The following is a 22172-nucleotide window of genomic DNA, read 5'->3' as shown; positions in this document are numbered from 1 at the left end:
CATAGAGACATCGTTTAATGAAGTTTTGTTTGAGGGTTTTATGGCACGATACACGAATCAATTTACGGTATCGACCGCCGAACGGGATTTGCAGGCGGCGATTGCAAATACCCTCAGATCTTGCAATCTGAACTTGATTTACGAAACGAACGACTACCTGGTAGCCAAAGAAAAACCAGGCCAGGTTTCCTATTGGCAGCTGGCGACCATCGAAGTCCTGATCAATTCGACCCAGCGCAGCCGCACAGGCAGTGAGATTGACGTGGACTTAGTCGTCAAAAACGAAGAACTGCCGCTCAAGCGCAACAACCACTGTCAACGGGTGTTTGAAGCCGTACGAGATGCGATCGCACAAGCTCCGCCCTGCGCTGCGGTCTAGCTAGTTTGGTACTGGTAGCATCATTAATTTTCGTTCTCTAGCCCAAAGACAGTCTTAAGACCAACCCTTCTTTAACCCACAGCATACACAATAGCTGTAATGCTATAGCTGGAATTACGGGTTGAAATTATCATGCGCCCTATTCGCACGTTTAACATTACGCCCGCTCTACCCTCTCGGTTAGAGCCATTGCGAACTCTTGCCTACAATCTTCATTGGGACTGGAATAGCACTACGACCGATCTATTCCGCCGCCTCGATCAGGATCTGTGGGAGTCAAGCCGACACAACCCCGTCCTGATGCTCGGGACGATTAGTCAAACTCGCCTACAGGAAGTTGCCGAAGATGAAGGCTTCATCGCCCACATGGAGCGAGCGGCAGAGCAGCTCGATAACTATCTCAATAACCGGGCCTGGTATCGTCGGCATCGGGGTAAGGATACACCGACCGAATGTTATGCTTACTTTTCAGCCGAGTTCGGCCTGACCTCTTGCTTGCCGATTTACTCCGGTGGTTTGGGTGTTTTGGCAGGTGATCACCTAAAATCAGCGAGTGACTTAGGTTTGCCGCTGGTGGGCGTGGGCTTGCTCTACCAGGAAGGTTACTTTGCCCAGTACTTAAACGCGGATGGCTGGCAGCAGGAGCGCTATCCGATTAATGACTTCTACAACATGCCGCTGCATCTGGAGTGCCATCCTGACGGGTCTGAAATCCGAATTGCAGTCGATTACCCAGGACGTACTGTATACGCCCGCATTTGGCGAGTGCAGGTGGGTACCGTTCCTCTTTATCTGCTGGATACCAATATTGAGCCGAACAACCAGTACGACCAAGATATTACTGACCAGCTTTACGGTGGTGATATTGATCTGCGCATTCACCAAGAAATCATGCTGGGCGTTGGTGGTGTTCGCATGTTGGAAGCTCTGGGCCTCAAACCCACTGTCTACCACATGAACGAGGGGCATTCGGCCTTTCTTGCCTTAGAACGCATCCGCATCTTGATGCAGGAGCAGGGCTTAAGTTTTGAAGAAGCTCTGCAGGTGGCCCATAACAGCCAGTTGTTTACGACCCATACCCCTGTTCCGGCGGGCATTGACCTGTTCCCGCCCGATAAAATACTGCACTATTTGGGGCAGTATGCCCATCATTTCGGCATCTCGGAAGAAGAGCTTTTATCCCTAGGTCGCAAAGATACGGGCGATTTCGCGGCACCGTTTAGTATGGCGATTTTGGCAATCAAGCTGGCTTCGTTCGTCAACGGTGTGAGCAAGCTACACGGCGCCGTTTCGCGGCAGATGTTTGGTAATCTCTGGGAAGATATTCCGCTGTCGGAGGTGCCTATTACCTCAATTACGAATGGGGTACATGCCCATAGCTGTGTTCACAAAGTCAATCAGGAACTCTATGAGCGTTATTTAGGCCCTAACTGGTCGCAAGCTCCAGCCGATCAGGCGCTCTGGTCGCGCATTGATTCTATTCCTGATGAAGAGATGTGGCGGACGCACGAGCGCTGCCGGGCTGACTTGGTTGTGTCGGTGCGGGAATGGCTGCACAAGAGCCTGCTGGATCGGGGCGCGTCACCGCTGGAATTAGATCAAGCGCAAGATGTTCTTGATCCATCAGTCTTTACAATTGGCTTTGCTCGTCGATTTGCTACCTATAAGCGCGCGACTCTGTTCCTGCGGGATACAGAGCGGATTAAAGCATTGATTAAGGGCGGCGTGGACGGTAAGCGAGTGCAGTTGGTGATTGCCGGAAAAGCCCATCCCAAGGATATTCCAGGCAAAGAGCTGATTCGACAGATTATTCACTTTGCGCGTGAAGAAGGCTTGACCCGTTCAATTGTCTTCGTGCCAAACTATGACCTGAATGTGGCGCGTAAGATGGTAGCGGGTTGTGATGTGTGGCTGAATACGCCCCGTCGTCCCCGTGAGGCTTCCGGCACCAGCGGTATGAAGGCGGCTATGAATGGCTTACCTAATCTCAGCGTATTAGACGGCTGGTGGGATGAGGCGGATTATGTCAAAACGGGCTGGCCGATTGGCTACGGTGAAGACTATGACGATCCGGACTATCAGGATGATGTGGAAGCCAATGCCCTCTACGACCTGCTAGAGAAAGAAGTGGTGCCGCTGTTCTACGATCGCGATGCGGAGGGTGTGCCGCGTGGCTGGGTCGAGAAGATGAAGAATGCGGTTCGGCTCAACTGTCCGCGATTCAACACGTCGCGTATGCTGGCTGACTATGCCACTCGCGCCTACTTCCCGATTAGCGATCGCTGTTTGAAACTGTCGGAGGAGAACTATACTCCGGCCAAGGAACTGGCGCATTGGCAGTCCCGCCTATTCCAGCACTGGTATGAAATTAAGATTCAAGAGGTTCATATCTTTGAGCCGTCTCAGATTCAGGTCTATCAGTCGATGAAGGTGCAAGCACACATCACGCTGGATTATATGAGTCCGTCAGATGTACAGGTCGAACTCTATCAGGGGATGGTGGGCGTTGATGGTGAGATTCACGATGGAGAGGCTGCGCCGATGACCTATGTTGGCCAGTTTGATGGCAATGGTAAAGGTGCATACTGCCTGTATGAAACGGAAATTGCCTACAACAGCAGCGGGTTGCAGGGCTTATCGTTACGGGTGATGCCGAACCATCCTTATTTGAGCAGCCCCTATGATCTGAGGCTGGTGTTATGGGCGCAGCCGGAAACGGTGCAGATTCACTCTCAGGCGGAAGCATCTGCCCAGCCAGCGGCATCCTATGAAACGGCGATGAGCTAATCCAAAATCTGCTCATAAAAACCAGTTTTTATTTTTCATGAAAGTCAGGCACAGCTTAACTTTCATGAAAAATAGGCTAGGTTCTGGCTATTTAGATGCGGGATAAGAACGAGCGCTGCTGAGCAATCAGTGCTGATTTAGGCCTGTAAGGATGCATCGCATTCCTACAGGCCATTTATTTAAGAGCTGCGATCGCAACCCACAATTTATCCTGTTCCAAAACTTATCCTATTCACGTTTCTTGACGTAGCCAGCAGAAATTGCTTATGACAGAAAAAGATCCATAAACAGCTTATGAAAATAGGAGTTGCTTGAGTAAGCGGTGTTAGCATCGCGGTTGGTCAAAGCGTTTTGCTTCACCTGTTCTTTTCAGCTTTTATGGCAACCTACGGTTTATCAATCTTTAATTGTGGTGCGGCAGGCCTAATCCTGTCGCTTTATTAAACTAAAGCGTTACTTTCATCAAAATAAGCAGACAGTTAGCCAAAAGCTAGCGTAGAATCAGGCTGAACTAGAGGATATCGAGTAGGTCTCCCCGATTGATTTGGTTTTCGATATCCTTAATTTCATGTAGCGACTTGCCCTGTGACGATTCAATCCTTAACTGGTTAATGACTATGCTGAAAATTTCCCATGCTCCGAAGGAACCCATCAAAGGTCTTCAGAAATTTTCGGTGGCAGGTAGTGCCGATCCGACCTTCGCGGGCAAGCATTTAATTCTCGATATCGATAATCAGCTCAAAATTACAGGGCCGCCTGTGTCTCCAGATGGATTGTGGCAAGTTGGACTGTCGTTTCAAGAGCCTGGTGAACATCATCTTGCGATCGCACTGGGTGCAGAGCGAGTTGAACTCGGCGTTCAGGTTCTTGACAGCAATGGGCATGCTGCTGCTGCTCCGCCTCCAGCCAGCTATCGACCTAGCGCCCCACCTCCCGTCGCTTCAGCTCCAGCCACGGCCACAGGTGAACTCACGCTCACGCAACTGATTGAAGAAGCCCACGAAAAAAACTTTTCCGATGTTCACATTGCGATTGGCAAATCGCCCCATTTCCGCAATCGTGGCTTGATGGAACATACTCCCTATCCGCCCGTAGACCAATCGACGTTCTTTCGCTGGTTGCGGGAACTGCTGAAGGAAGACGACATTCGCTCGTTTCAGGAAACCTTAGACTTCGACGGTGGCGCACAATTGCCCTTCGCCCGCGTCCGGATCAATATCTTTGACACGATTCAGGGATCGGCGATGGTGTTGCGTCTAATTCCGCTGAAGATTCTGACGATTGAGGAACTAGAGCTACCGCCGGTTTTTAGAGATATTTGCCATCAGCAGCGGGGTTTGGTGCTGGTCACTGGTCCGACGGGTTCTGGTAAGTCCACGACCCTTGCGGCCATGATGGACTACATCAATCACGAAATGCCTAAGCATATTATTACGATTGAAGACCCGATTGAATTTGTGCATCAGGATGTGAAATCGGTGATCAGTCAGCGGGAAGTGGGTACCCACACCCTACAGTTTGAAAAAGCTCTACGGGCTGCGCTGCGGGAAGATCCAGATGTGATTCTAATCGGGGAAATGCGCGATCGCGAAACACTGGATATTGCGCTCAAGGCATCCCAGACGGGTCACCTCGTTCTGAGTACGCTGCACACCAACAGCGCCGTCAAGACGATTGAGCGGATTCTCAACATGTATAACCCGGAAGAGCAGGATGTCATGCGGGTACAGGTGGCTGAAGCGCTGGTGGCTGTAACTGCGCAATCGCTGGTGCGGACAACCGATGGCCGTCGCGCCCCCATTCACGAAATCATGATCAATACCGATACGGTACGCGACTACATCATGCGCGGCAATATTGAGGCGGTTGAAGAGATTATTCCGGATTCGTCGTTCTACGGCATGTGTTCAATGAACCAGTCAATTTATCAGCTGTTTGAATCAGGCCGAATTACGGAAGAAACGGCATTAGAAGCGTCGCCGCGTCCGAATGAACTTGCGATCATGCTGAAGGGAGGCACGGTTTAGACCATAACTACTCCTAATGGTTGAAAATTGTATCATTCGCCACTGAATCCTTGTCCAAACGGTATTTTCTGATACAGAATTTATTTATCACGTTAATCAAGCAGGCTAAACAGTTGCGGCTTGATGGTGCGTGATGTTTGGATTCGAAATTGAGGGATTGCAATGGCGGATATACGATGCGATCGCAGTGATGCTGGGATCTGCTATGGTCAGATCTCCCAGTCTGCTGCGGTTTTACCCCAGAACTGCTGGCAGATTAAACCTTATATCCCGGAAGGCGTAACGCCGCAACCCAATATGTGGGTACAGATTCAGCATGACTTAGATGCGATCGCAAGTCAGGACGCCTTACTCCTGTGCCGCGATGCGAATCAGTGGCTGGCCTGGATCCCTGACTATGGGGAGATTCGGCTCGACCTTACGGCATTTGAGGTGTTGTAGACTGCAGGGCAATTGTGTGAGGGGTCGTTAGCGGTAGCTCGACAATGAAGCAAGTGCGCTGGTTGCCGCTCTCGACGCGGATTGAGCCGCCCAAATATTCCACCAGCTTTTTCACTAGGGCTAATCCCAACCCTGTTCCTTCATGTCGCCACGGGTCGCTGCTGGGAATGCGATAAAACCGATCAAAAATGCGATCGCGTTCGGCTTCTGCAATTTCGATGCCTGAATTTTCGACGTGCACAACCAAGTCGTTGTCGGTGGCGTGGGCCGCCAGCAAAATCGTATCTTGCCGTGGTGTGTACTTGCAGGCATTGGTCAGCAGTTCTGAAAAGATCCGTTCAAAGTAAGACACATCGGTTTCCAAACCGGGTAGATGGTCGGGAAGCATAAACCGCAGCTGTTGTCCATTTTGGCGAGTGCGCTCAATAAACGGTTCGGCGATGTGCGCTAGCCAAAACTGCGGCTGAATCGTCATCAGCGCCAGCGGTTCGGTCTGGGCATCAAGGCGAGAAAGGTCTAGTAAGTCGTTGATCAGGCTAATTTCCCGCTGACATTCTTGATACAAAATGGCCAAATAGCGATCCAGCTGCGTGGTGGGCTGTTTGGTGATTTCGTCGTTGAGTAAACCCTGCTGTCTCAGATAGACATTAATCATCTCAGTCGCCATTTGAATACTGGACATGGGCGTCCGCAGCTCATGGGACACTGTGCTGAGAAAATCGTCCTTCAACTGATTGAGCATTTCGAGTTCTTCGACCTGCGTTTGGGCCGCTTTGTACAACCGAGCCTGCCGCAGTGCGATCGCACAGTGGTTAGCAATTTGCTGTACCAGTCGCTGCTCCTCAGGTTCAAACACCTCATTGGCTGATCGCAACAGCCACAGACTACCCAAGATACCCTGGTCATCGGCCATAGGACAAGCCAAAATCGTATACTGGCGCTGCAGATGACGGATGGTATCGGAGCCCAAATCGCAGGCTTGGATTGCTACCCCCTTCAGCATCTGATAGTCCAAATAGTTCGCCTCGCTGACCGGATGTACCGTGCCCTGAATGGGGGGCAGAACATTCGTATATTCATGGCTAATGAAAATCGACTGCTGCGTACTGTCATAGATGCCGGTATTACAGGCAATCACATCCAGGGCCGTACCCAATTCTTGCACGGCGTTTGCGAGAATCTGGTCTTCGTCCAAACTGCTGCGGACGATATCGGTGATGCGGCGAATCAGAGCTTCAAACTTGAGCGCCTGCTGAAGCTGCCGTGTGCGGCGCATGACGGTTTGCTCAAGATTGCTGTTCAGCATCTGTACCTGCTGATAGAGTTCAGCCTGCTGTAGTGCGATCGCAACCTGATCGGCCAATTGCCGCAGCAGATCAACTTCCCAAGACTGCCACTGGCGCGGCGCACGACAGTGATGCGCGATCAGCAGTCCCCACAAATTTCGATCCTGCAAGATGGGCACGACAAGATTTGGAGCGCACCTGAAAACTCTCCAGCATGTTCAGGTAGCAACGATTTAATCCCTCTGCATAAATATCGCTAATTGTGTAGGCTTCTCCCCGCTGGTAGCGAGCGGTATGCTCTTTTTTCTCAAAGCAGGGGTCGTGAATGGTCATATTCAACAGCGACATCCAGGGCGACAAGACCGACTCCACGGCCACGACGCCACTCCAATCAGGATTGAACTGATACAGAATGACTCGATCGGTCTGAATGAACTCCCGCACCTCAGCCACGGTGGTTTGTAAAACCACATCCAGATCAAGCGACTGGCGAATCCGCTGGGTGATGATAGCCAGCAGTCGTTCCTGACGCAGCCGCAGACTGAGGGTGGTTTGAGTCTGTTGCCGATGCTGGAGTTCAGATTGAGCCTGTTGATAAAGCTGGGATTTTTGAATTGCGATCGCAGCCTGGGTGGCGATGTGGGTGAGAAACTCAATTTCAGAAGGCTGCCACTGACGCGGATTGCTGCACTGATGGGCAATCAGCAGTCCCCACAGCCGCTGATTTTGCACAATTGATACGACCAAATTGGCCCGGATCTGCAAGCCCAGCAGCATGTCGCGATGACAGGGCGTTAAGCCCGCTGTTTGAACATCGGTGATGGCCTGGACGCGGCCTTGGGCATACTGCTCAGCATACTGATTAGTAAAGTCACAGTCTTCAATCGTTTGGGACTGGATCGAAGGCCAGTGCGGGTCAGCCGATTCGGCTAGGACAACTCCGGCCTTGCCCTGCTGAAGCTGATAGACAATAACGCGATCGCACTCCAGGTACTGCCGCGCTTCTCTAACGGTCGTTTGCAGAATCTCGCTCAGATCAAGGGATTGATGGATTTGCTGATTAATGTGGTGAATCAGTCGTTCGCGGTTCGTCTCCATGTGCTGGGGACGTGCCTGTAGCTGACATTGGGAACAACTCTGGAGATAACCAAACCCAACAATTTCTGCGATCTGTCCCTGCGCATCGGGAACAGCCATGAAGTTCCAGCAGGTTGTGTAAGCTTGTCCATTCTTCGTAACCAGAGTTAATTCGTAGTCCGTTACAGACCCAGCTTGGCTCAATGCGTTCAGTAGTCGCTCATGCTGCGCCTCTTCCCCCGGATGGAGGATTTGCCACCAGTGACGATGGATTAGCTCATCTGGCTGGTATCCAGCCAGTGGCTCAATCGCAGCATTCACGGCCAGCGTGGTGCCATCGGCCTGAATTCGACAAGCGATCGCAGTGGCTAGTTCATTGGGCTGAGGAACGAAAGGAAATTCGTCAAACTGATGGTCAGCGGTTTGGTTCATCAGCTTTTCTTAAAGCAGTAGTATGAAAAGGTTTTATGGTTAAAACGACCGAGATGCACTCTGCAAAACAGGCCGATGATAAATATATTCTGGAGCGAGACTGGATTAACGAAACCGTATTAACGAAATTAGCGAAACTGGGTTAGCGAGATTGTATGAGCGAGATTGTATGAGCGAGACCGTACCGAGAACAATTTGCAACCGTTATTCTCTTGATTATTTTTAGGACAGATTTAGCACTGTATGCAATTCCTAATCCGGGAGTATAAGGTGCGATCGCACCTTACACTCCCGGATTGAATAAGATCTAAATCGCCTCGACTACTGTGATTGTGCCCATCTACTCAGCAGGCCCAACTTTCTTTCTACAAAATTATTTAGCCTTTATAAGTTGTGTCCAAAAGCACAGACTGTGTCGGGCAAATCGGCACCTTAAGATTTGCAAAGATTTGTGGCTGCTTGCTCATGATTTTCTTCTGCAAAGTATTACAGCCCTCAGTCTCCACCCAGATAAGCACGATATGTTGATTCATGTCTTGCAACTGGCGCACTCAGAATCTGAAGGAGTGACTATATCGCCGCGATGCGGCGCAATCACTACTTGGTAGTTCTCAAAAGGTAATGATTTTTGGATGTGTGGGCGGAGCCCACACATCCAAAAATCATTCCTGAATACCACTACCCACTACTTTTGGGTTTCGTGTAAGCGGTCAGTTCAGCAACATTCACCCTGTAATGAGACGGTAAAACAAGATGAGCGAGCCGATTGGTAATCCCTTTGCTGTGCCCTTTCCTCAGTCGATGCTGATTTTGAGCCGTACAGAACACGATCGGCTGCCGCTGGCGGTTGAAGGCACGCTGCCATCGGATTTGCAGGGACATGCGTTCGTGATTGGCCCTGCGGGTTCACTGAGTAACGCTCCGATACCTGGCACTCCGCTTTTGCGCCCCACTGAGGACGGAACGCCGATTTTCAATGGTGATGCCATGATTTATCGGCTAGATTTTGATGCCGTAGCCACCGAAAGCCGCGTCTACCTCACCAATCATCTGGCCAAAACGCCTTGCTACTACACCGATCAGGCCACTTTGGCTGGACAGCCGCAGCAGCACTTGGGCTACAACAATCACGGTTTGGCTCGCCTGTCGGTTTTCTGCGGCTTTCGCAACGAGGTGAACACGGCTCTGATTCCCATGCAGTTTTCCGAGGACGATGGAACGCGGTTAATCATCACCTGGGATGCCGGACGGCCCTACGAGATCGACCCCTATACACTGCAAATCGCCACGCCTGTTGGTCGCAACGATGAGTGGCAAGAGCAGATCAACATCGATTTACCCTTCGGCATTGTCACCACTACCGCCCATGCCTTTTTTGACCCATATGCTCCGGATGGGGCAACGCTGTTTACGCTCAACTACGGCAAATCCATTCCCACAGCGGTTGAACCCTTTCTCAATCAGGATTTAGGGCTCTCATGGTCAGATCTGAAAACGCTGATTGAAGCAATCGAGCAGCGGTTGACGCTAATTAAAGTGCCGCTGGAGACGCTGATTCGACTGGATAAAGCATTGCTCAACGAGTGGCCGCTGATCCAGCCGTTTCAGGATGCCTGGGATGCGATCGCAAAACCAATTGTTAAACAGGTATTGCAAATCCTTCATCATCTAGCCGCTGAAATCGATCCCTATTTGCCCTGGTCAAACGTGCCGCTGCCCTATCACGACTTTGTGCGCGATTTTGCCAGTCTGCTGGAGGAAGAGTTTGACGCCGGTGCCGAAGATTTGCTGACGCTGGTGAAAGATATCCTCGATCTGATCCCGATTTTGAAAAGGCTGATCGATGCGGCTGAAGAGATGACCGATTTTGTCGATCTGATTCAGTGGGATGGCCAAGGCAATCTGCAAAAGTGGCGCGTGCTGGTGGAAACAGCAAAGGGGCCGCAGCCAATTTCCATCCGTCAAAGTATGCACCAAATCGCCGTCACTCAGGACTACGTGGTGCTGATGGACACGGTCTTTAAGCTGGGAGCCGAGCAGTTGCTCACTAGCCCACTGCCGCAGCATCCCAAAATCGAGCAGTTGCTGCGCGATGTGCTGGACTTTCGGGAATCTACTGACACTATTATTTACATTGTGCGCCGCGCCGATTTAACTGCGGCTAATTCGCAGGTAACGGCCAAGCAAGCGACGATTCCCCGTGGTGCTGCTCACTTTCTGGCAGATTATGACAATCCGAATCACAAAATCACGCTGCATCTAGCCCACAACACCGCTTGGGATCCCTCGGAATGGACGCGGCCCTACGATGACTTTCTGGGGCAAGATCCGCCGCTCTACGGCATGTCGGTGGCGGGCATGGACGTAAACCACATTGGCCGCTACGTGGTGGATGGCGAAACGGGAGAACTCTGTGAATCAGTGCTGCTGACGGATTTTGAGCATACCTGGATGACCGCCATCTACGCCTTTGACGGTTTGCAGCCTCCGCGCCAGTTCAAGAACATCTACTGGAATTCCTGGGGCTGCTGGCAGGATCTGCTGACAAAGTATATCCAAGAGTCCTACACCGACTACCGCTATCGGGAAGTGCCCGTCGAGCAGGTGCAAGACATCACCAAGCGCGGCATTCCGGTTAACCTCTGTCGCGTCGATACCGAAAAAATGCAGGTAGCCGACAGCTATCAGTTTCCACCCGGCTGCTTTGGCTATTCGGCTCAGTTTATACCTAGGAAGCATTCTGGTAGCGAGGCTGAAGGGTCGGTAAATAACGCGATTGACCCATCAATGGACGGCTATATCGTTTGCGTCGTGAACACCAGCGATCGCCCGACGCAGACTGACTTTTGGATTTTTGACGCCGCCAATTTGCAGCAAGGCCCCGTCTGCAAACTGGTTCACCCAGAGGTCAAACTAGGACTGACGATTCATTCCACCTGGCTGCCCGAAATCAAGCCCCGTTCCGCCACCTACAATGTACCCGTACGCGCCGACTACCAAAACCGTCTCCAGCACAACCTGATGCAGGATATTCATCCCACAGCCGTTGCCGACGTGCAGCAGTTGTTCGAAAAATTTGTCTATCCTAATTTTGAGGCGAAATCTGATCCTTTAAAGTGAGGAGTGAGGAGTGAGGCGTATTCTGGCCAAGCAGCTTAACTGTGTAGGTTGGGTTGAGTGATAACGAAACCCGACGATCCTGAATGCGTTGAGCTTCTTCCATCAATTCTTGTTAGCTGCGTTGGGTTTCGCGTTGCTCAATCCAACCTATGAATACCAGTCCAGCACTTATTCTCTATGTCACTAATTACCCTGCGCCCCGAAGGACTTTATTGCGAAGCGGGTGGATTTTATATTGATCCGTGGCGTCCGGTGGATCTGGCGCTGATTACCCATGCTCATTCCGATCATGCTCGGGCCGGTTCGCAGCAGTATATCGCCACCCAGATCTCGGCTGGAGTTTTGCAAAGGCGACTGGGAGAAGAGATTAATTTACAGGGCGTGCAGTATGGTGAGCGGCTCAAGCTAGGTGATACTTGGGTATCCTTTCATCCGGCAGGGCATGTCCTCGGTTCGGCCCAAGTTCGGGTGGAACAGGGTGACGATGTCTGGGTCGTGTCTGGCGATTACAAGCGCGATGCCGATCCGACCTGCGCCCCGTTTGAGGTCGTTCCCTGCAATACCTTCATTACTGAAGCTACGTTTGGCTTGCCGATCTACAAATGGGAAACGGGCGAACAGCTTGCTCAACAAATCTACGACTGGTGGCAGCAAGATTGCGATCGCGCTTCCATCCTGTTTTGCTATGCCTTTGGTAAAGCGCAGCGGATTTTGAGTGAGCTAACTCGATTTACGGATCGACCCGTCTATGTGCACGGTGCGATTCAGGCGCTGACGGAGATTTACCGGGAGCAGGGGATTCCCATGCTGGAGACGATTCCAACGTCCGATATGCCGCGCAACCACCGCTATGAGGGCGAACTAGTGCTGTCGCCGCCGTCGGGCCATCGTTCGAGCTGGATGAAGCGGTTCAAGCATCCTCAGACGGCCTTTGCCTCTGGCTGGATGGCCGTGCGGGGTGCCCGCAGGCGGCGCGGCTACGAGCGGGGCTTTGTGCTGTCAGACCATGCCGATTGGCCCAGTTTAATCAATACGGTGCAACAAACCGGAGCGCAGACCGTCTATGTGACCCACGGCCAAAACGATGTCCTGTCCCGCTATCTTCAGGAAACCTATCACCTGAACGCAATGTCGCTGGATACCCTGTATGAGGGAGAAGGCGATATTTGATGGGTTATGACAGTACAAAAATTATTATCTGGTTTTGGTCGCAAATGTTGTACAAAACGCTGTATGGCCTATCTGCCTGGTTCTAAGGATTGTGAATTAAATTTCATATTGGGTAGGGGCGGGTTTCGCCGTCAACTCTATGACACGATGCAAATTGGTCTGCTAAACCCGCCCCTACAGCAGATTTGTGAAATTCATGCTCCTAAGCGCGGAGCGCTGTACAAAAAATATGGATTTGGGCAGAGGATCAGGTTTAAGTTTATGATTTATCCGATGTAGTTCTAATGAATTTCTTCAGGTTTAGTCCTGACAGATACGTGATTCCACCGTATGCTGCAAAAGAGAATTCCGTAATTTCCTTCTAGGTGTAGACGAGAGTTTCTGTATTCCGCATGAAGCGTTTTCTTCGACCCACTGGACAAATCCTAACGACCGCTGTTTTCACATCCGCCTCTCTAAATTTAGGTTACTTAACCGCTAGAGCAGACGAAACGCGATCGCAACCAGAGGCAACCGCTTCAGTTGTGGAGACAACCCCGTCAGCATCTGAGGCATCAACAGCGGCTTCCCCTGCGGATCCCGCCGTCGCTCCACCCGAATCGTTGCCCGTTCAGTCCAGTCCGGCTCCCTCAACTTCTGTTGTTGTCCAAACTGAAGCTTCTAAACCCACAAAGGACGCTCCAGTCGCCAACTATGTCGTGCCAACTGAACCTGTCGCTTCACCATCTCCTGCGTCAGCTAACGCAACACCAGCGCCTTCGGCATCTGAAGCGGTAGCTGACACCCAAGCCAGTGACGCAACAGCAGGTGCGCCTACGGCAACAGCCCAAAATGAAAATTCTGCGGATGCTCAACCAGCCGCTACGACCACGAATCCAGCTACTCGATCAACAGCAACCGCTACGAGGACGGTCACAGCACCATCGGAAGCCTCAGCTTCAACCGCAGCAGAGGCGAGTACAAACGGTGTCACAGCCTCAGCCACCAGCAATAATCCGGCCAAGGTAGCCAAGCAATCATTCGTAATCGAGAGCCTAGCAGCGGCGGCACGGCGGCAGGCTCAGCAGGGCAATTTCCAGCAGGCGTATTTGATTGCTCAAGACCCACTGCTGCCCGGAGATGTCCAAGCCGCGCTGCAAGCCGAAATCCGTCAGCTTGAAGCAGCGGCGCAGTCCAATGTCGCGTCGGCAGGCTCGACCCCTCAAACCAATGCCGCCAATGCTCGTGCTAACGCCACCAATCCGGCTCCAGGCAATCGCGCTGTCGCTAACAATCAGGTCAGCCAGCCAGCCGAGACGGTTGATGCGATCGCAGAAACGATGATTGCCTCTGCTCGTCGGCAAGCGCAGGCGGGAGAGTTCCAGCAGGCGTATCTAGTCGCTCAAGATCCACTGCTGTCGTTCGATATCCAGCAGCGGCTCCAGGCTGAAATTCAGCAGTTGGAAATTGCGCAGCAGCCCAACCCAGCAGCGAATGAACTCAATGCCGCAGCGCCATCAACCAATTCAACTGATGCTGATATAGCCGAACTGGACGACTTGGAGGATAGAGAAACTGCGATCGCAGAAACGCTAATCGTCTCGGCTCAGCAGCAGGCGCAAAACGGCAATTTTGCCCAAGCGTATTTGATTGCTCAAGACCCGTTTCTACCCGTTGAGCTGCAAGCAGCGCTGCAAGCCGACATTCAGCAACTCGAAGCAGAGGCGCAGACTGCTACTGCTTCGTCTGCGGGTACGCTAGGAGCGTCGGCTGGCAGACCTGAAGATGAGACGGCTGCGACGGAAACGGCTGCGATCTCAGATGCCTCAGAGACAACTCCGTCTACCCCTGCCCTACAAGACGATAAGCGCGCTCTGAAACAGCAGGAAATCGCTCAGAACTTGATGCGAATTGCGCTGGATTATGCCGCCGCTGGTGATGTTGACGCTGCAAACTTGATTGCTCAAGATCCGTCGCTGTCCGTTGAGCAGCAGCAGGAACTCCAGCGCCAGTTGACCGAGCTGGTTGTCAGTTCAGCCAACTCAGAGATTTCAGAGGATGCTGCGAATCCTGAGCTTGCCGCAGAGCAAACTAAACCCAACAAAGTTGCGCTAGCTGACGCGAGTGAGGCAGCAACAGACGAAACCGCAGAGACGGAAACGGAAACGACTGAAAGCCAAACCGCTCTGGTTCCGCAAGGCTCGTTTGAAACCTTTGGCCTGAATCAGCTAAATGTGGGCCACGGTCGCAGCATAAACGGCTCACTGTCGCCCCTGCCGCGCATCGCCTATCTGAATTCCACCTACAGCGCCGCTTTTTCCTGCGCTCAACCAACCGCGAATTCGGCCTCGGCACCCAATACTGATGACACTCAGGCTGTCGCAAGTCAGCCCGACCGCGATGCCGCCAAATCAATCGCCAACCGCGATGTGTCGGCACCGCTTGACCTCTCGTTCTTGAACCGCAACGGCTTGGGCAATTCCAACTATAGCTGGGCCACTGATTCCCGCTTTTCGGTGCCGCAGGTTACCTACACGGCTCCGGCAACGTTGCTGGAGGCCGATCAGCAACCCTTCCAGTACTACGTTGCGGGAAATGCCACTATTGATCCGATTCTGAACCTCAAGCAGTTGGGCGTTTCGACGATTGGGTTGGCGAATCCGTCCGGTAGTCTGCGCTATGTGGCGTCCGACCTGGGCAAAACCGCGATCGCAAAACTCAACATCTTCGACAAAATCGTCGCCATCACCCAACCCGACGGTGAGAAAACAGGCAACGCCAAGGGTGAAATCTCACCCGCAGCGGCAGCAGCCAAAGCGCTTCCGGCTCCACCCAGCGGCAGTCTTGGCGGTCAGGGCCAACTGGTTAGCGATCGCAGCTCAGCCTTTGAAACATTTGATCCCAATAACCTATCGCCCAAGACAACCGACTGCTATCCCATCGTCACCAGCGCGATCGGCGGACAAGTTCTGGCCACTCCGGCCTTTGGCGTATCCGGCTTCCAGTTTCCGCTCAGCATTCCTGCGCCGATTACCTCGCCTGTCGGCTGGCGAATTCACCCAATTTCAGGACAGCATCGTTTCCATGCGGGCACCGACTTTGGCGCACCAACGGGTACACCTGTAGTCGCCGCTCGCTCAGGACAAGTTGCGATCGCGGATTACGTTGGCGGCTACGGCGCAACGGTGGTGCTGGATCATGCCGATTACAATCAGCAAACTCTCTATGCCCACCTGTCTCAAATTCTGGTTCCGCCCGGTATGTGGGTGGAAGCCGGAACGGTGATTGGTTTAGTCGGCAGCACGGGCAATTCCACCGGTCCCCACCTCCATTTTGAAGTGCGTCAGCTCACCGATCGCGGTTGGGTCGCAGTTAACCCCATCCGATAGCACATATTTTGGGAAAGCCGCGCTCCGCGTGACTTTCCCAAAATATTGTTTTTGCTGAAGCACAAAGCACTATAGAACCTACAGGCAAGAGGCTTTTCGGCTCCTAATACTGATTTGCCAAATTGCAACTACACATAATCTCGGTAGACAAGGCGGCTTAAGCCCCTTGTTCTGTAGTCCGATTTTGAAGAAGCGATATAAAGTCTACACTTGAGCCAGTTCCCGCTCAGCAGCACTTTGCTCACCCTGCTGCATCGTCTCAGCATCAGTGCAGTAAACCTCAGCCGAATTATTGGGGCTTTCAATCAGCTTGACCTTGTGCAAGGTCGCCCCGATCTCCTGAATCGGCTGCCGCAGCAGTTCGCGAATGTGAACAGCAATATTTTCAGCCGTCGGCACCACCTCGGCAAAGTAGGGGATGTCTTTATTGAGGAACGTATGATCAAACGGCTCCACCACGTGCTTGTCTACCGCTTCCTGAAACGCCACTAGGTCAGCAATCATGCCCGTGCGCTCATCCATTTCGCCCTTAATCGTCACTTCGAGATGATAGTTGTGACCGTGACCATTGGGGCGGGCGCACTTGCCATAGATCTCACAGTTTTCTTCATAGCTCAGCTTGGGATGAGCGAGTCGGTGCGCGGCGCTGAAGTGAGTGCTAATTGTCAAATAGGCTTCCATGTCATTTCCTCGGTAATCTGCCCACAGTTCAGGATGTTCAAACAGTTGAATATTATTAATTGGCAAATGGGGAGCCAGCCGCTGCCAGATGACTCGTGCAATATTTTCGGTGGTCGGCAAAGTAGCCTGAAACTCTGGCCAAGCGTCATTCAGGTAGGAGAAATCAAGCTGGCTGGTGATTTCCCGCTTGATCACCTGCTTGACATCGCCTAGATTTAGCACCATGCCGTACTCATCCAGATCGCCCAGCATCGAGACGTACAGGACGTAGTTATGACCATGCCCTGGCGCGATCGCACATCGGCCAAATCGCTGCTGATTGTCCTCAGAGCTAAGTTCTGGCAGCCAGTAGCGATGGCTGGCCGAAAACTGCGCCCGCCGATTGATAATACATTTCATAAGTCCTGCAACTGTTAACTTGTGTGAACTGGAACTCCCTTCAGCATAAAGCAAATAGAAATATCTTTGGGAATAGACGCCTAAAGCTTAAATCTTTCTGAAGAGAGATCTTCGCGCAAAAGGTACAGGGCTTGAATTCCTTGCTGGTAAAGGGTTACAAGAATTAAGTGATGCATGTCACAGATTGACGACACTAGCTATAAAAAGTAAAATTGTATACAGAAGTTTTACGATATCGTTCATCTTTTCGCTTCAACTAGTCCTGATCATCCAATCTTGATTTGATCCCGATTAGCTGACCAAGATTAGTTCGGTACAGGGTAGTTTTCTAAAGATAGTATTTTTGTTGTCCGGACGTTGCCCGCACAGTAGACATTGCTGTCTAAATTACTACTCCATACCAGAGCGAAGCGAACAGACGGAAGTAGGGCTTAACCAATGTCCGAAGGAACGCGCCTCACTTCTCATGCATTTTCAGGAGGCGAAATATGAAGCTGACTTATCGCGGTATCCAATACGATTACGAACCGACTGTACTCGAAACCACAGATAGCAATCTCTATGGCCGCTATCGGGGACAAACGGTTCAATTCAAATATCCCCGTCACGTACCTGCACCAACGATGGTACATGACTCGAAGTATCGAGGAGTAGCCTATCGGAATGACGGCTCCACTCCAACTCAGGTCGCAAAGCCTGCGATCGCACCTACCCAACCCGTCCAGGCAACCACTGTCGATCAGGTTATCAAAACTCGGTCGGTTGAGGCTGTGCGTCGCAATCTCTTGTTTGAGACCTACCAAGCTCACCAAGAGTCTATCTATCGCAAGCTCCGCCACCGGATTGCAGTGGCAAAGGCAGAGGGCAATGAGGCACTATTGCGTCAGCTCGAAGCCGAAGAGCATCAGCTTGCGTAAACAGCGCGCCACGAGATGGTGACGGTCATAAGCATAGAGAGGCCAGTGTTCTACGCCAGCGGCGAAACACTGGCCTCTCTGGTTTTGTGCAAAATGTGAATTTACAAACTAATTAAGTTCTGCTAGAAGTCATCATCTCTTGCGGTTCTAGATGGGTACGCTAAAATCTCAACAAAAATCCTCCCTGGTTCGCTGACTGGGGATGGTTTTTAGTAGATGCACCAAACTTTTATAAACTCGCTAGCGATACAGCCGGATCGAAGATCACTTCTCTAACTTCGATTGGCATTCTGAACTGTAGCAAAAGTTCGTTACCAGATAGTGTCCATTTAACTCGGTTGATTTCTCCCCATTGGCCCTGTTGCCCAGGTGCGATCGCAGTTTCGACTGCAGCGGCATGACGTAACACTGAAATCAGCCATTTCTCAACGCCATAGGGATCGGTTGTGCTGACGGATGCCGGAATCTGGGGAATATTTTCATCGGGTGCGCCGCCTTGAATAAACCAGTGATTGCGATTCATTTACTGCACCTGAACATCAACAGAAACCGGAAGCTTGACTTCGCCTCTGACGACACCAGACTGATCGATGTAGAACTTCCAGCGGCGATTGGGAGAATCTTCGCCCAGGTAAGCGGATTCTGCACGGGAGCCATGTAGGAAAAGCCGAATTAAGTAGTCTTCAATCAGGTCGGTGTCGGCTAGCTCTGGCGGCAGGTCGGGAGCGCCCGCTAATGATTTGAACTCGGATACCTGCATTAAATCGCCCTCACTTCAAAGTAGTAAACGGTGTACTGGCTGAACTCGAACGCGATCCACTCCTCACCGGGATTGATGGCAAATGAACGACTGTTGATCGAGCGGAGTTCGTTGCCGTCGGCATCATAGAGGCTAGAACGGGGAGTCTCACCAGCGGTAATTGAAATCAAGCTGGCTCCAGCCGGAATTTTGTAGATGTGGCGATAGACGTTGGAATGTGTCTCAACGCGAGTTGCGATCGCACTTAATTCAACCACTTCTGAGGAAACCCGCAGCTCATACAGCAATCTCAAACAGGACATGAACAGTAACCATACATGAAGGCTTTCTCAAAGATGAAGGTTTGCAGATGAGTCGCCAGATAAAAGAGGAGTTTGACCGAGCGAAAGGAGTGGCACAAGCGGGCAAATTTACGACTAAATCGCTTGGCCTGTAACCAAACATCTTCGACCGGATTTTGCTCGGGTGCATTAGGCGCAAGCTGAATGCAAGTGAGTTTCCAGTGCTGCTCTCGAGTACCATGATTCTGTTGACTCAGGTAGTTGCGAACCACCTTGGAACGGTGGTAGCTGGCTCCATCCCAGATGATGAAAAAGCGAGTGGACTCATCATACTGAGATTGAAGATACTTCAGAAAGGCCACGGTATTGTGCTGATTGCCTGCCTCATACTCATGAATAACAAAGCTCTTGCTCAAATAGTCCAAGGCTCCATAGTAGGTCTGCCGCTCTCGAATGGAGGCAATGGGGATGTCCACTCGCTGATTGCGCCGACTCCATCCATATCCACGGAGGTCTCCCCAGAGCAGATGGCACTCATCGAGAAACATCACTCGCACCTGCCCACTGGCGATCTCGGCTCGCCACTGGACCAGCAACTGTTGAATCTCGGCTTTTTTGCCTCGACTTTGGCCTCCTCTTGGCCCGGATGCACCGAGTGGGATTTCTTCCAGCTAAACCCTGCGTCTTTGAGCAGTTGGGTATAGCTTTGGGCTGAGCGATAGAGCACTCCATAGCGCTCTTCAATCTGCTCAACAAGCTCCTCTAGTGTCCACCAGTTTTTCTGCTGCAACCACTCAAAGATGTCCTGTTTCTGCTCGGCGCTTAAATAGCCTTGGGTGCCCCAGTAGTGGGATTTCAGTCCCTCGACTCCTCGCTCTTCATAGCGCTGGTGACTCGCACTAATAAATCCCAGAGAAACCTGTAGGATATCTCGGATCGCCCGATAGCTTTGACCTCTCTGGTGCAGTTGCACGGCCAAGGCGCGTTTCAGTTCTTGGGCAGAGGGATTACTTTGGATAAATTCTTCCAGGGAGGTCATGGCTGATTTACTTCGGTGAGGATAACTCTTTATTCTATTCTCCCTCGTTCATTACCTATTTGTGATTGCTGTAGGCACTGATAATATTGGTGCTGCCATAGGGATAGGGCTTGATTGTGATGGTGTATTGAGCTTCCGAGTTGTAGCAGTACTCATGTACGATTTTTGGCGCATCGTCGGGATAGTAGCCTTCGTTGTAGGCTTCGCCATCAGAAGATTGAATTACCAGTTGCAGGGGATGCGTACTGCTGATGTACTCTACGTTGATCCGCTCGCCGAAGTTGAACTGACCAATCGGGATAACAGTGGAGGTGCGAGGCGTTGAGATGCCTCCGGTATAGGTGTTATCGACGGCAACAGGCTGAGCAATGTATTTGTACTCATTTGTGATGGAACCTGAGATCGCAAACTTAACGCGATATTTTCGCCGCAGGTCGCAGTAGAGGATCAAATTGAGATAGGGCCAAACCAATTTAAACCGATAGGCCGCCCGCTCCTGGTCGCCATACGTATATTGCCCATTTACCTTTTGCTGCATGAGCGCATCGCAATGATTGAAGAGTTCCATCATGTACTCATCCACAGTGCCCGTCCACCCCGCCGGAAGAGGTGGGGCATCGGGTAGAGCGTTGAATTGAGAAACTGTAACCATTGCGATGCAACCCTAGAACGACAACAGCAGGTTCTAAACCTACGGAGCGACGGTGATGTTAGACACCGCCACAGGTAGACGAACCGAACCGCGAAACTCGCCGGACTCACTAATGGAGTTGCCGTAGAAGTTGGTTCGAGATGCAGCGTCTAAACCCGCGTTGACTGCTGTTTCCACATTGGAGGCATGGCGGATCAAATTCAGCAGCAGCTGATCGACTGCCTTTGGATCAGATCCGGTGATGCCCTGGTCAGCGAGTAGAGCGGTGATATCCGGTGCGCCAGGGGTGGCGATCCATTGGGTAATGTTCATGAGCAAGTAAGTCTCCATACGAGATTGAGAAGTATCATGTTGATACCAATCAAATAGTACCCGCTTACTATGAACTATGAAACATTATTCGCACTGATAGCCGGACTATTGCCGTTCATCGGCGGGATATTTGCGATCGCAAACTGGGTCAATAGCAAATTTGAGCAGCTCAGCCATCGGATTGAGTCGGTGCAGCACAACCAGAGTCGAGTCGATGCCGAGACGATGGGTAAGGTCGATCGGATTAGCACGGAGCTGAGCGGCAAGATTGAGCTGCTGGAATATCGCACCAATGCCAACACGCAACTGATTGACCATCGGACACAGCGGTTTCAGCAGATGAATACGGAAGTTCACGCCCGGATGAGTGAAGAGGTTAGGCGACTGACAGCCCAGGTCGATCAGCTCAAAGGCTATCTAGAGAAACACGGCTTCAAGCGGCGAGAGGATGATGACTAAGAGGGGAAAAGTGCGATCGGCTTTCTGTCATGCTGCCAACTCGTTTAACCTACTTGAGCGTTGTATTAGAAAAACTTTGGTTTACAGATGCGATCGCATCTCCAAACTGCGATCGCACTTCCACCCACCACATAAACACCCGCGATCGCACATCAATCAAGAGAGCATAGGGATAGTAAGGTGAATCATAATTGAGAGAGCAGAAGAGGCACTCAAGATGAAAAGTATTCAGTTGCGATTCTCTGCGAGACGGCAAAGCCGAACGCACATTGGGCCGGATGGACTGCTTCAGGTTCAGCTACCGGATTGCCAGGATGAAGAGGTTGAAGTGTTGGTGGTGTATCAGCCGATTCAGCTACAGGCTAAGCGGCAATGGTCACCAGCCTTTCTAGATGCGGCTGGCGCATGGCAGGGAGAACCTTTGGTGAGAGAACCGCAGCCGCAGCCGACCGAATAGATGGACTGGCGATTGAAGATTGGGAAGTTTGAAAGTGCAATCGGCTCGCCGTCTTGAAGAGGATCGCAGTTCTGATTTGTGGGTTAGGAAGTGCGATCGCAAGTTAGTAAGCCAGATGATTAGCTGCA

Annotated in this window: 20 protein-coding genes; 10 read left to right on the top strand and 10 right to left on the bottom strand. The window is 51.6% G+C overall.

The features are described from left to right. The first annotated feature begins 40 nt into the window (after positions 1-40). From AC286M_RS13400 to AC286M_RS13385, 4 genes are all read left to right on the top strand, one after another. Complete coding sequence (locus tag AC286M_RS13400) at positions 41-379, top strand: hypothetical protein (protein WP_488204867.1); 339 nt, start codon at positions 41-43, stop codon at positions 377-379. 132 nt (positions 380-511) lie between these two features. Next, on the top strand, positions 512-3166 hold the full coding sequence (gene glgP, locus AC286M_RS13395; protein WP_488204866.1) for an alpha-glucan family phosphorylase: 2655 nt from the start codon (positions 512-514) through the stop codon (positions 3164-3166). A gap of 617 nt (positions 3167-3783) precedes the next feature. Beyond that, positions 3784-5193, top strand: coding sequence for a type IV pilus twitching motility protein PilT (locus AC286M_RS13390; protein ID WP_488204865.1), 1410 nt, complete (start codon positions 3784-3786; stop codon positions 5191-5193). A gap of 162 nt (positions 5194-5355) precedes the next feature. Next, complete coding sequence (locus AC286M_RS13385; RefSeq protein ID WP_488204864.1) at positions 5356-5634, top strand: hypothetical protein; 279 nt, start codon at positions 5356-5358, stop codon at positions 5632-5634. Here AC286M_RS13385 and AC286M_RS13380 read toward each other — a convergent pair. Together AC286M_RS13380 and AC286M_RS13375 are read right to left on the bottom strand one after the other, a co-directional pair. Beyond that, positions 5612-7090, bottom strand: coding sequence for a GAF domain-containing sensor histidine kinase (locus AC286M_RS13380; protein ID WP_488204863.1), 1479 nt, complete (start codon positions 7088-7090; stop codon positions 5612-5614). The genes AC286M_RS13385 and AC286M_RS13380 overlap by 23 nt on opposite strands. Further along, positions 7011-8429, bottom strand: coding sequence for a GAF domain-containing protein (locus tag AC286M_RS13375; protein WP_488204862.1), 1419 nt, complete (start codon positions 8427-8429; stop codon positions 7011-7013). The genes AC286M_RS13380 and AC286M_RS13375 overlap by 80 nt, the downstream gene beginning before the upstream one ends. A 753-nt stretch (positions 8430-9182) precedes the next feature. Between AC286M_RS13375 and AC286M_RS13370 the strand changes: the two genes are divergently transcribed. The 3 genes from AC286M_RS13370 to AC286M_RS13360 all read left to right on the top strand — a co-directional run bounded on the left by AC286M_RS13370 (position 9183) and on the right by AC286M_RS13360 (position 16087). Beyond that, complete coding sequence (locus AC286M_RS13370; protein ID WP_488204861.1) at positions 9183-11549, top strand: carotenoid oxygenase family protein; 2367 nt, start codon at positions 9183-9185, stop codon at positions 11547-11549. Positions 11550-11726: 177 nt separating this feature from the next. Next, on the top strand, positions 11727-12719 hold the full coding sequence (locus tag AC286M_RS13365; protein WP_488204860.1) for a ligase-associated DNA damage response exonuclease: 993 nt from the start codon (positions 11727-11729) through the stop codon (positions 12717-12719). A 392-nt stretch (positions 12720-13111) separates the two neighbouring features. After that, positions 13112-16087: a M23 family metallopeptidase gene (locus tag AC286M_RS13360; RefSeq protein ID WP_488204859.1), complete on the top strand. Its 2976-nt coding sequence runs from the start codon at positions 13112-13114 to the stop codon at positions 16085-16087. A gap of 204 nt (positions 16088-16291) precedes the next feature. Here AC286M_RS13360 and AC286M_RS13355 read toward each other — a convergent pair whose 3' ends face one another. After that, positions 16292-17167 (bottom strand): 6-carboxytetrahydropterin synthase, encoded by an 876-nt coding sequence (locus AC286M_RS13355; protein WP_488204858.1) that lies wholly within the window; start codon positions 17165-17167, stop codon positions 16292-16294. Positions 17168-17655: 488 nt separating this feature from the next. On the opposite strand from AC286M_RS13355, the gene AC286M_RS13350 reads away from it, so the two are divergent. Then, positions 17656-18084 carry a DUF4278 domain-containing protein gene (locus tag AC286M_RS13350; protein ID WP_488204857.1) on the top strand — a complete coding sequence of 143 codons (429 nt, stop codon included), beginning with the start codon at positions 17656-17658 and terminating at the stop codon, positions 18082-18084. A 229-nt stretch (positions 18085-18313) separates the two neighbouring features. Here AC286M_RS13350 and AC286M_RS13345 read toward each other — a convergent pair whose 3' ends face one another. From AC286M_RS13345 to AC286M_RS13315, 7 genes are read right to left on the bottom strand one after another with little or no spacing between them, the layout of a single operon-like run. Then, positions 18314-18607, bottom strand: a complete 294-nt coding sequence (locus AC286M_RS13345; RefSeq protein WP_488204856.1) for a hypothetical protein — start codon at positions 18605-18607, stop codon at positions 18314-18316. Beyond that, positions 18608-18844 (bottom strand): hypothetical protein, encoded by a 237-nt coding sequence (locus AC286M_RS13340; RefSeq protein ID WP_488204855.1) that lies wholly within the window; start codon positions 18842-18844, stop codon positions 18608-18610. Continuing rightward, positions 18844-19146, bottom strand: a complete 303-nt coding sequence (locus AC286M_RS13335) for a hypothetical protein (protein WP_488204854.1) — start codon at positions 19144-19146, stop codon at positions 18844-18846. The genes AC286M_RS13340 and AC286M_RS13335 overlap by 1 nt, the downstream gene beginning before the upstream one ends. Further along, positions 19134-19721 (bottom strand): transposase, encoded by a 588-nt coding sequence (locus AC286M_RS13330; RefSeq protein ID WP_488203438.1) that lies wholly within the window; start codon positions 19719-19721, stop codon positions 19134-19136. The genes AC286M_RS13335 and AC286M_RS13330 overlap by 13 nt, the downstream gene beginning before the upstream one ends. Then, the gene (locus AC286M_RS13325) at positions 19673-20164 is read right to left on the bottom strand and encodes a helix-turn-helix domain-containing protein (RefSeq protein ID WP_488203724.1); all 492 of its coding nucleotides are present in this window, start codon (positions 20162-20164) and stop codon (positions 19673-19675) included. Before AC286M_RS13325 ends, AC286M_RS13330 begins: the two co-directional genes overlap by 49 nt. 55 nt (positions 20165-20219) lie before the next feature. Further along, entirely contained in the window at positions 20220-20816 is a 597-nt protein-coding gene (locus tag AC286M_RS13320; RefSeq protein WP_488204853.1) for a hypothetical protein, read from the bottom strand. Between the two features lie 39 nt (positions 20817-20855). Then, on the bottom strand, positions 20856-21128 hold the full coding sequence (locus tag AC286M_RS13315; protein ID WP_488204852.1) for a hypothetical protein: 273 nt from the start codon (positions 21126-21128) through the stop codon (positions 20856-20858). Positions 21129-21197: 69 nt separating this feature from the next. On the opposite strand from AC286M_RS13315, the gene AC286M_RS13310 reads away from it, so the two are divergent. Further along, entirely contained in the window at positions 21198-21587 is a 390-nt protein-coding gene (locus tag AC286M_RS13310) for a hypothetical protein (RefSeq protein WP_488204851.1), read from the top strand. 217 nt (positions 21588-21804) lie between these two features. Then, entirely contained in the window at positions 21805-22044 is a 240-nt protein-coding gene (locus AC286M_RS13305; RefSeq protein WP_488204850.1) for a hypothetical protein, read from the top strand. Positions 22045-22172 lie beyond the last annotated feature (128 nt).

Source organism: Thainema salinarum CENA647, assembly GCF_057732415.1.
Note: the sequence above shows the minus strand (reverse complement) of the source record. Positions and strands in the feature narration are given on the sequence as shown.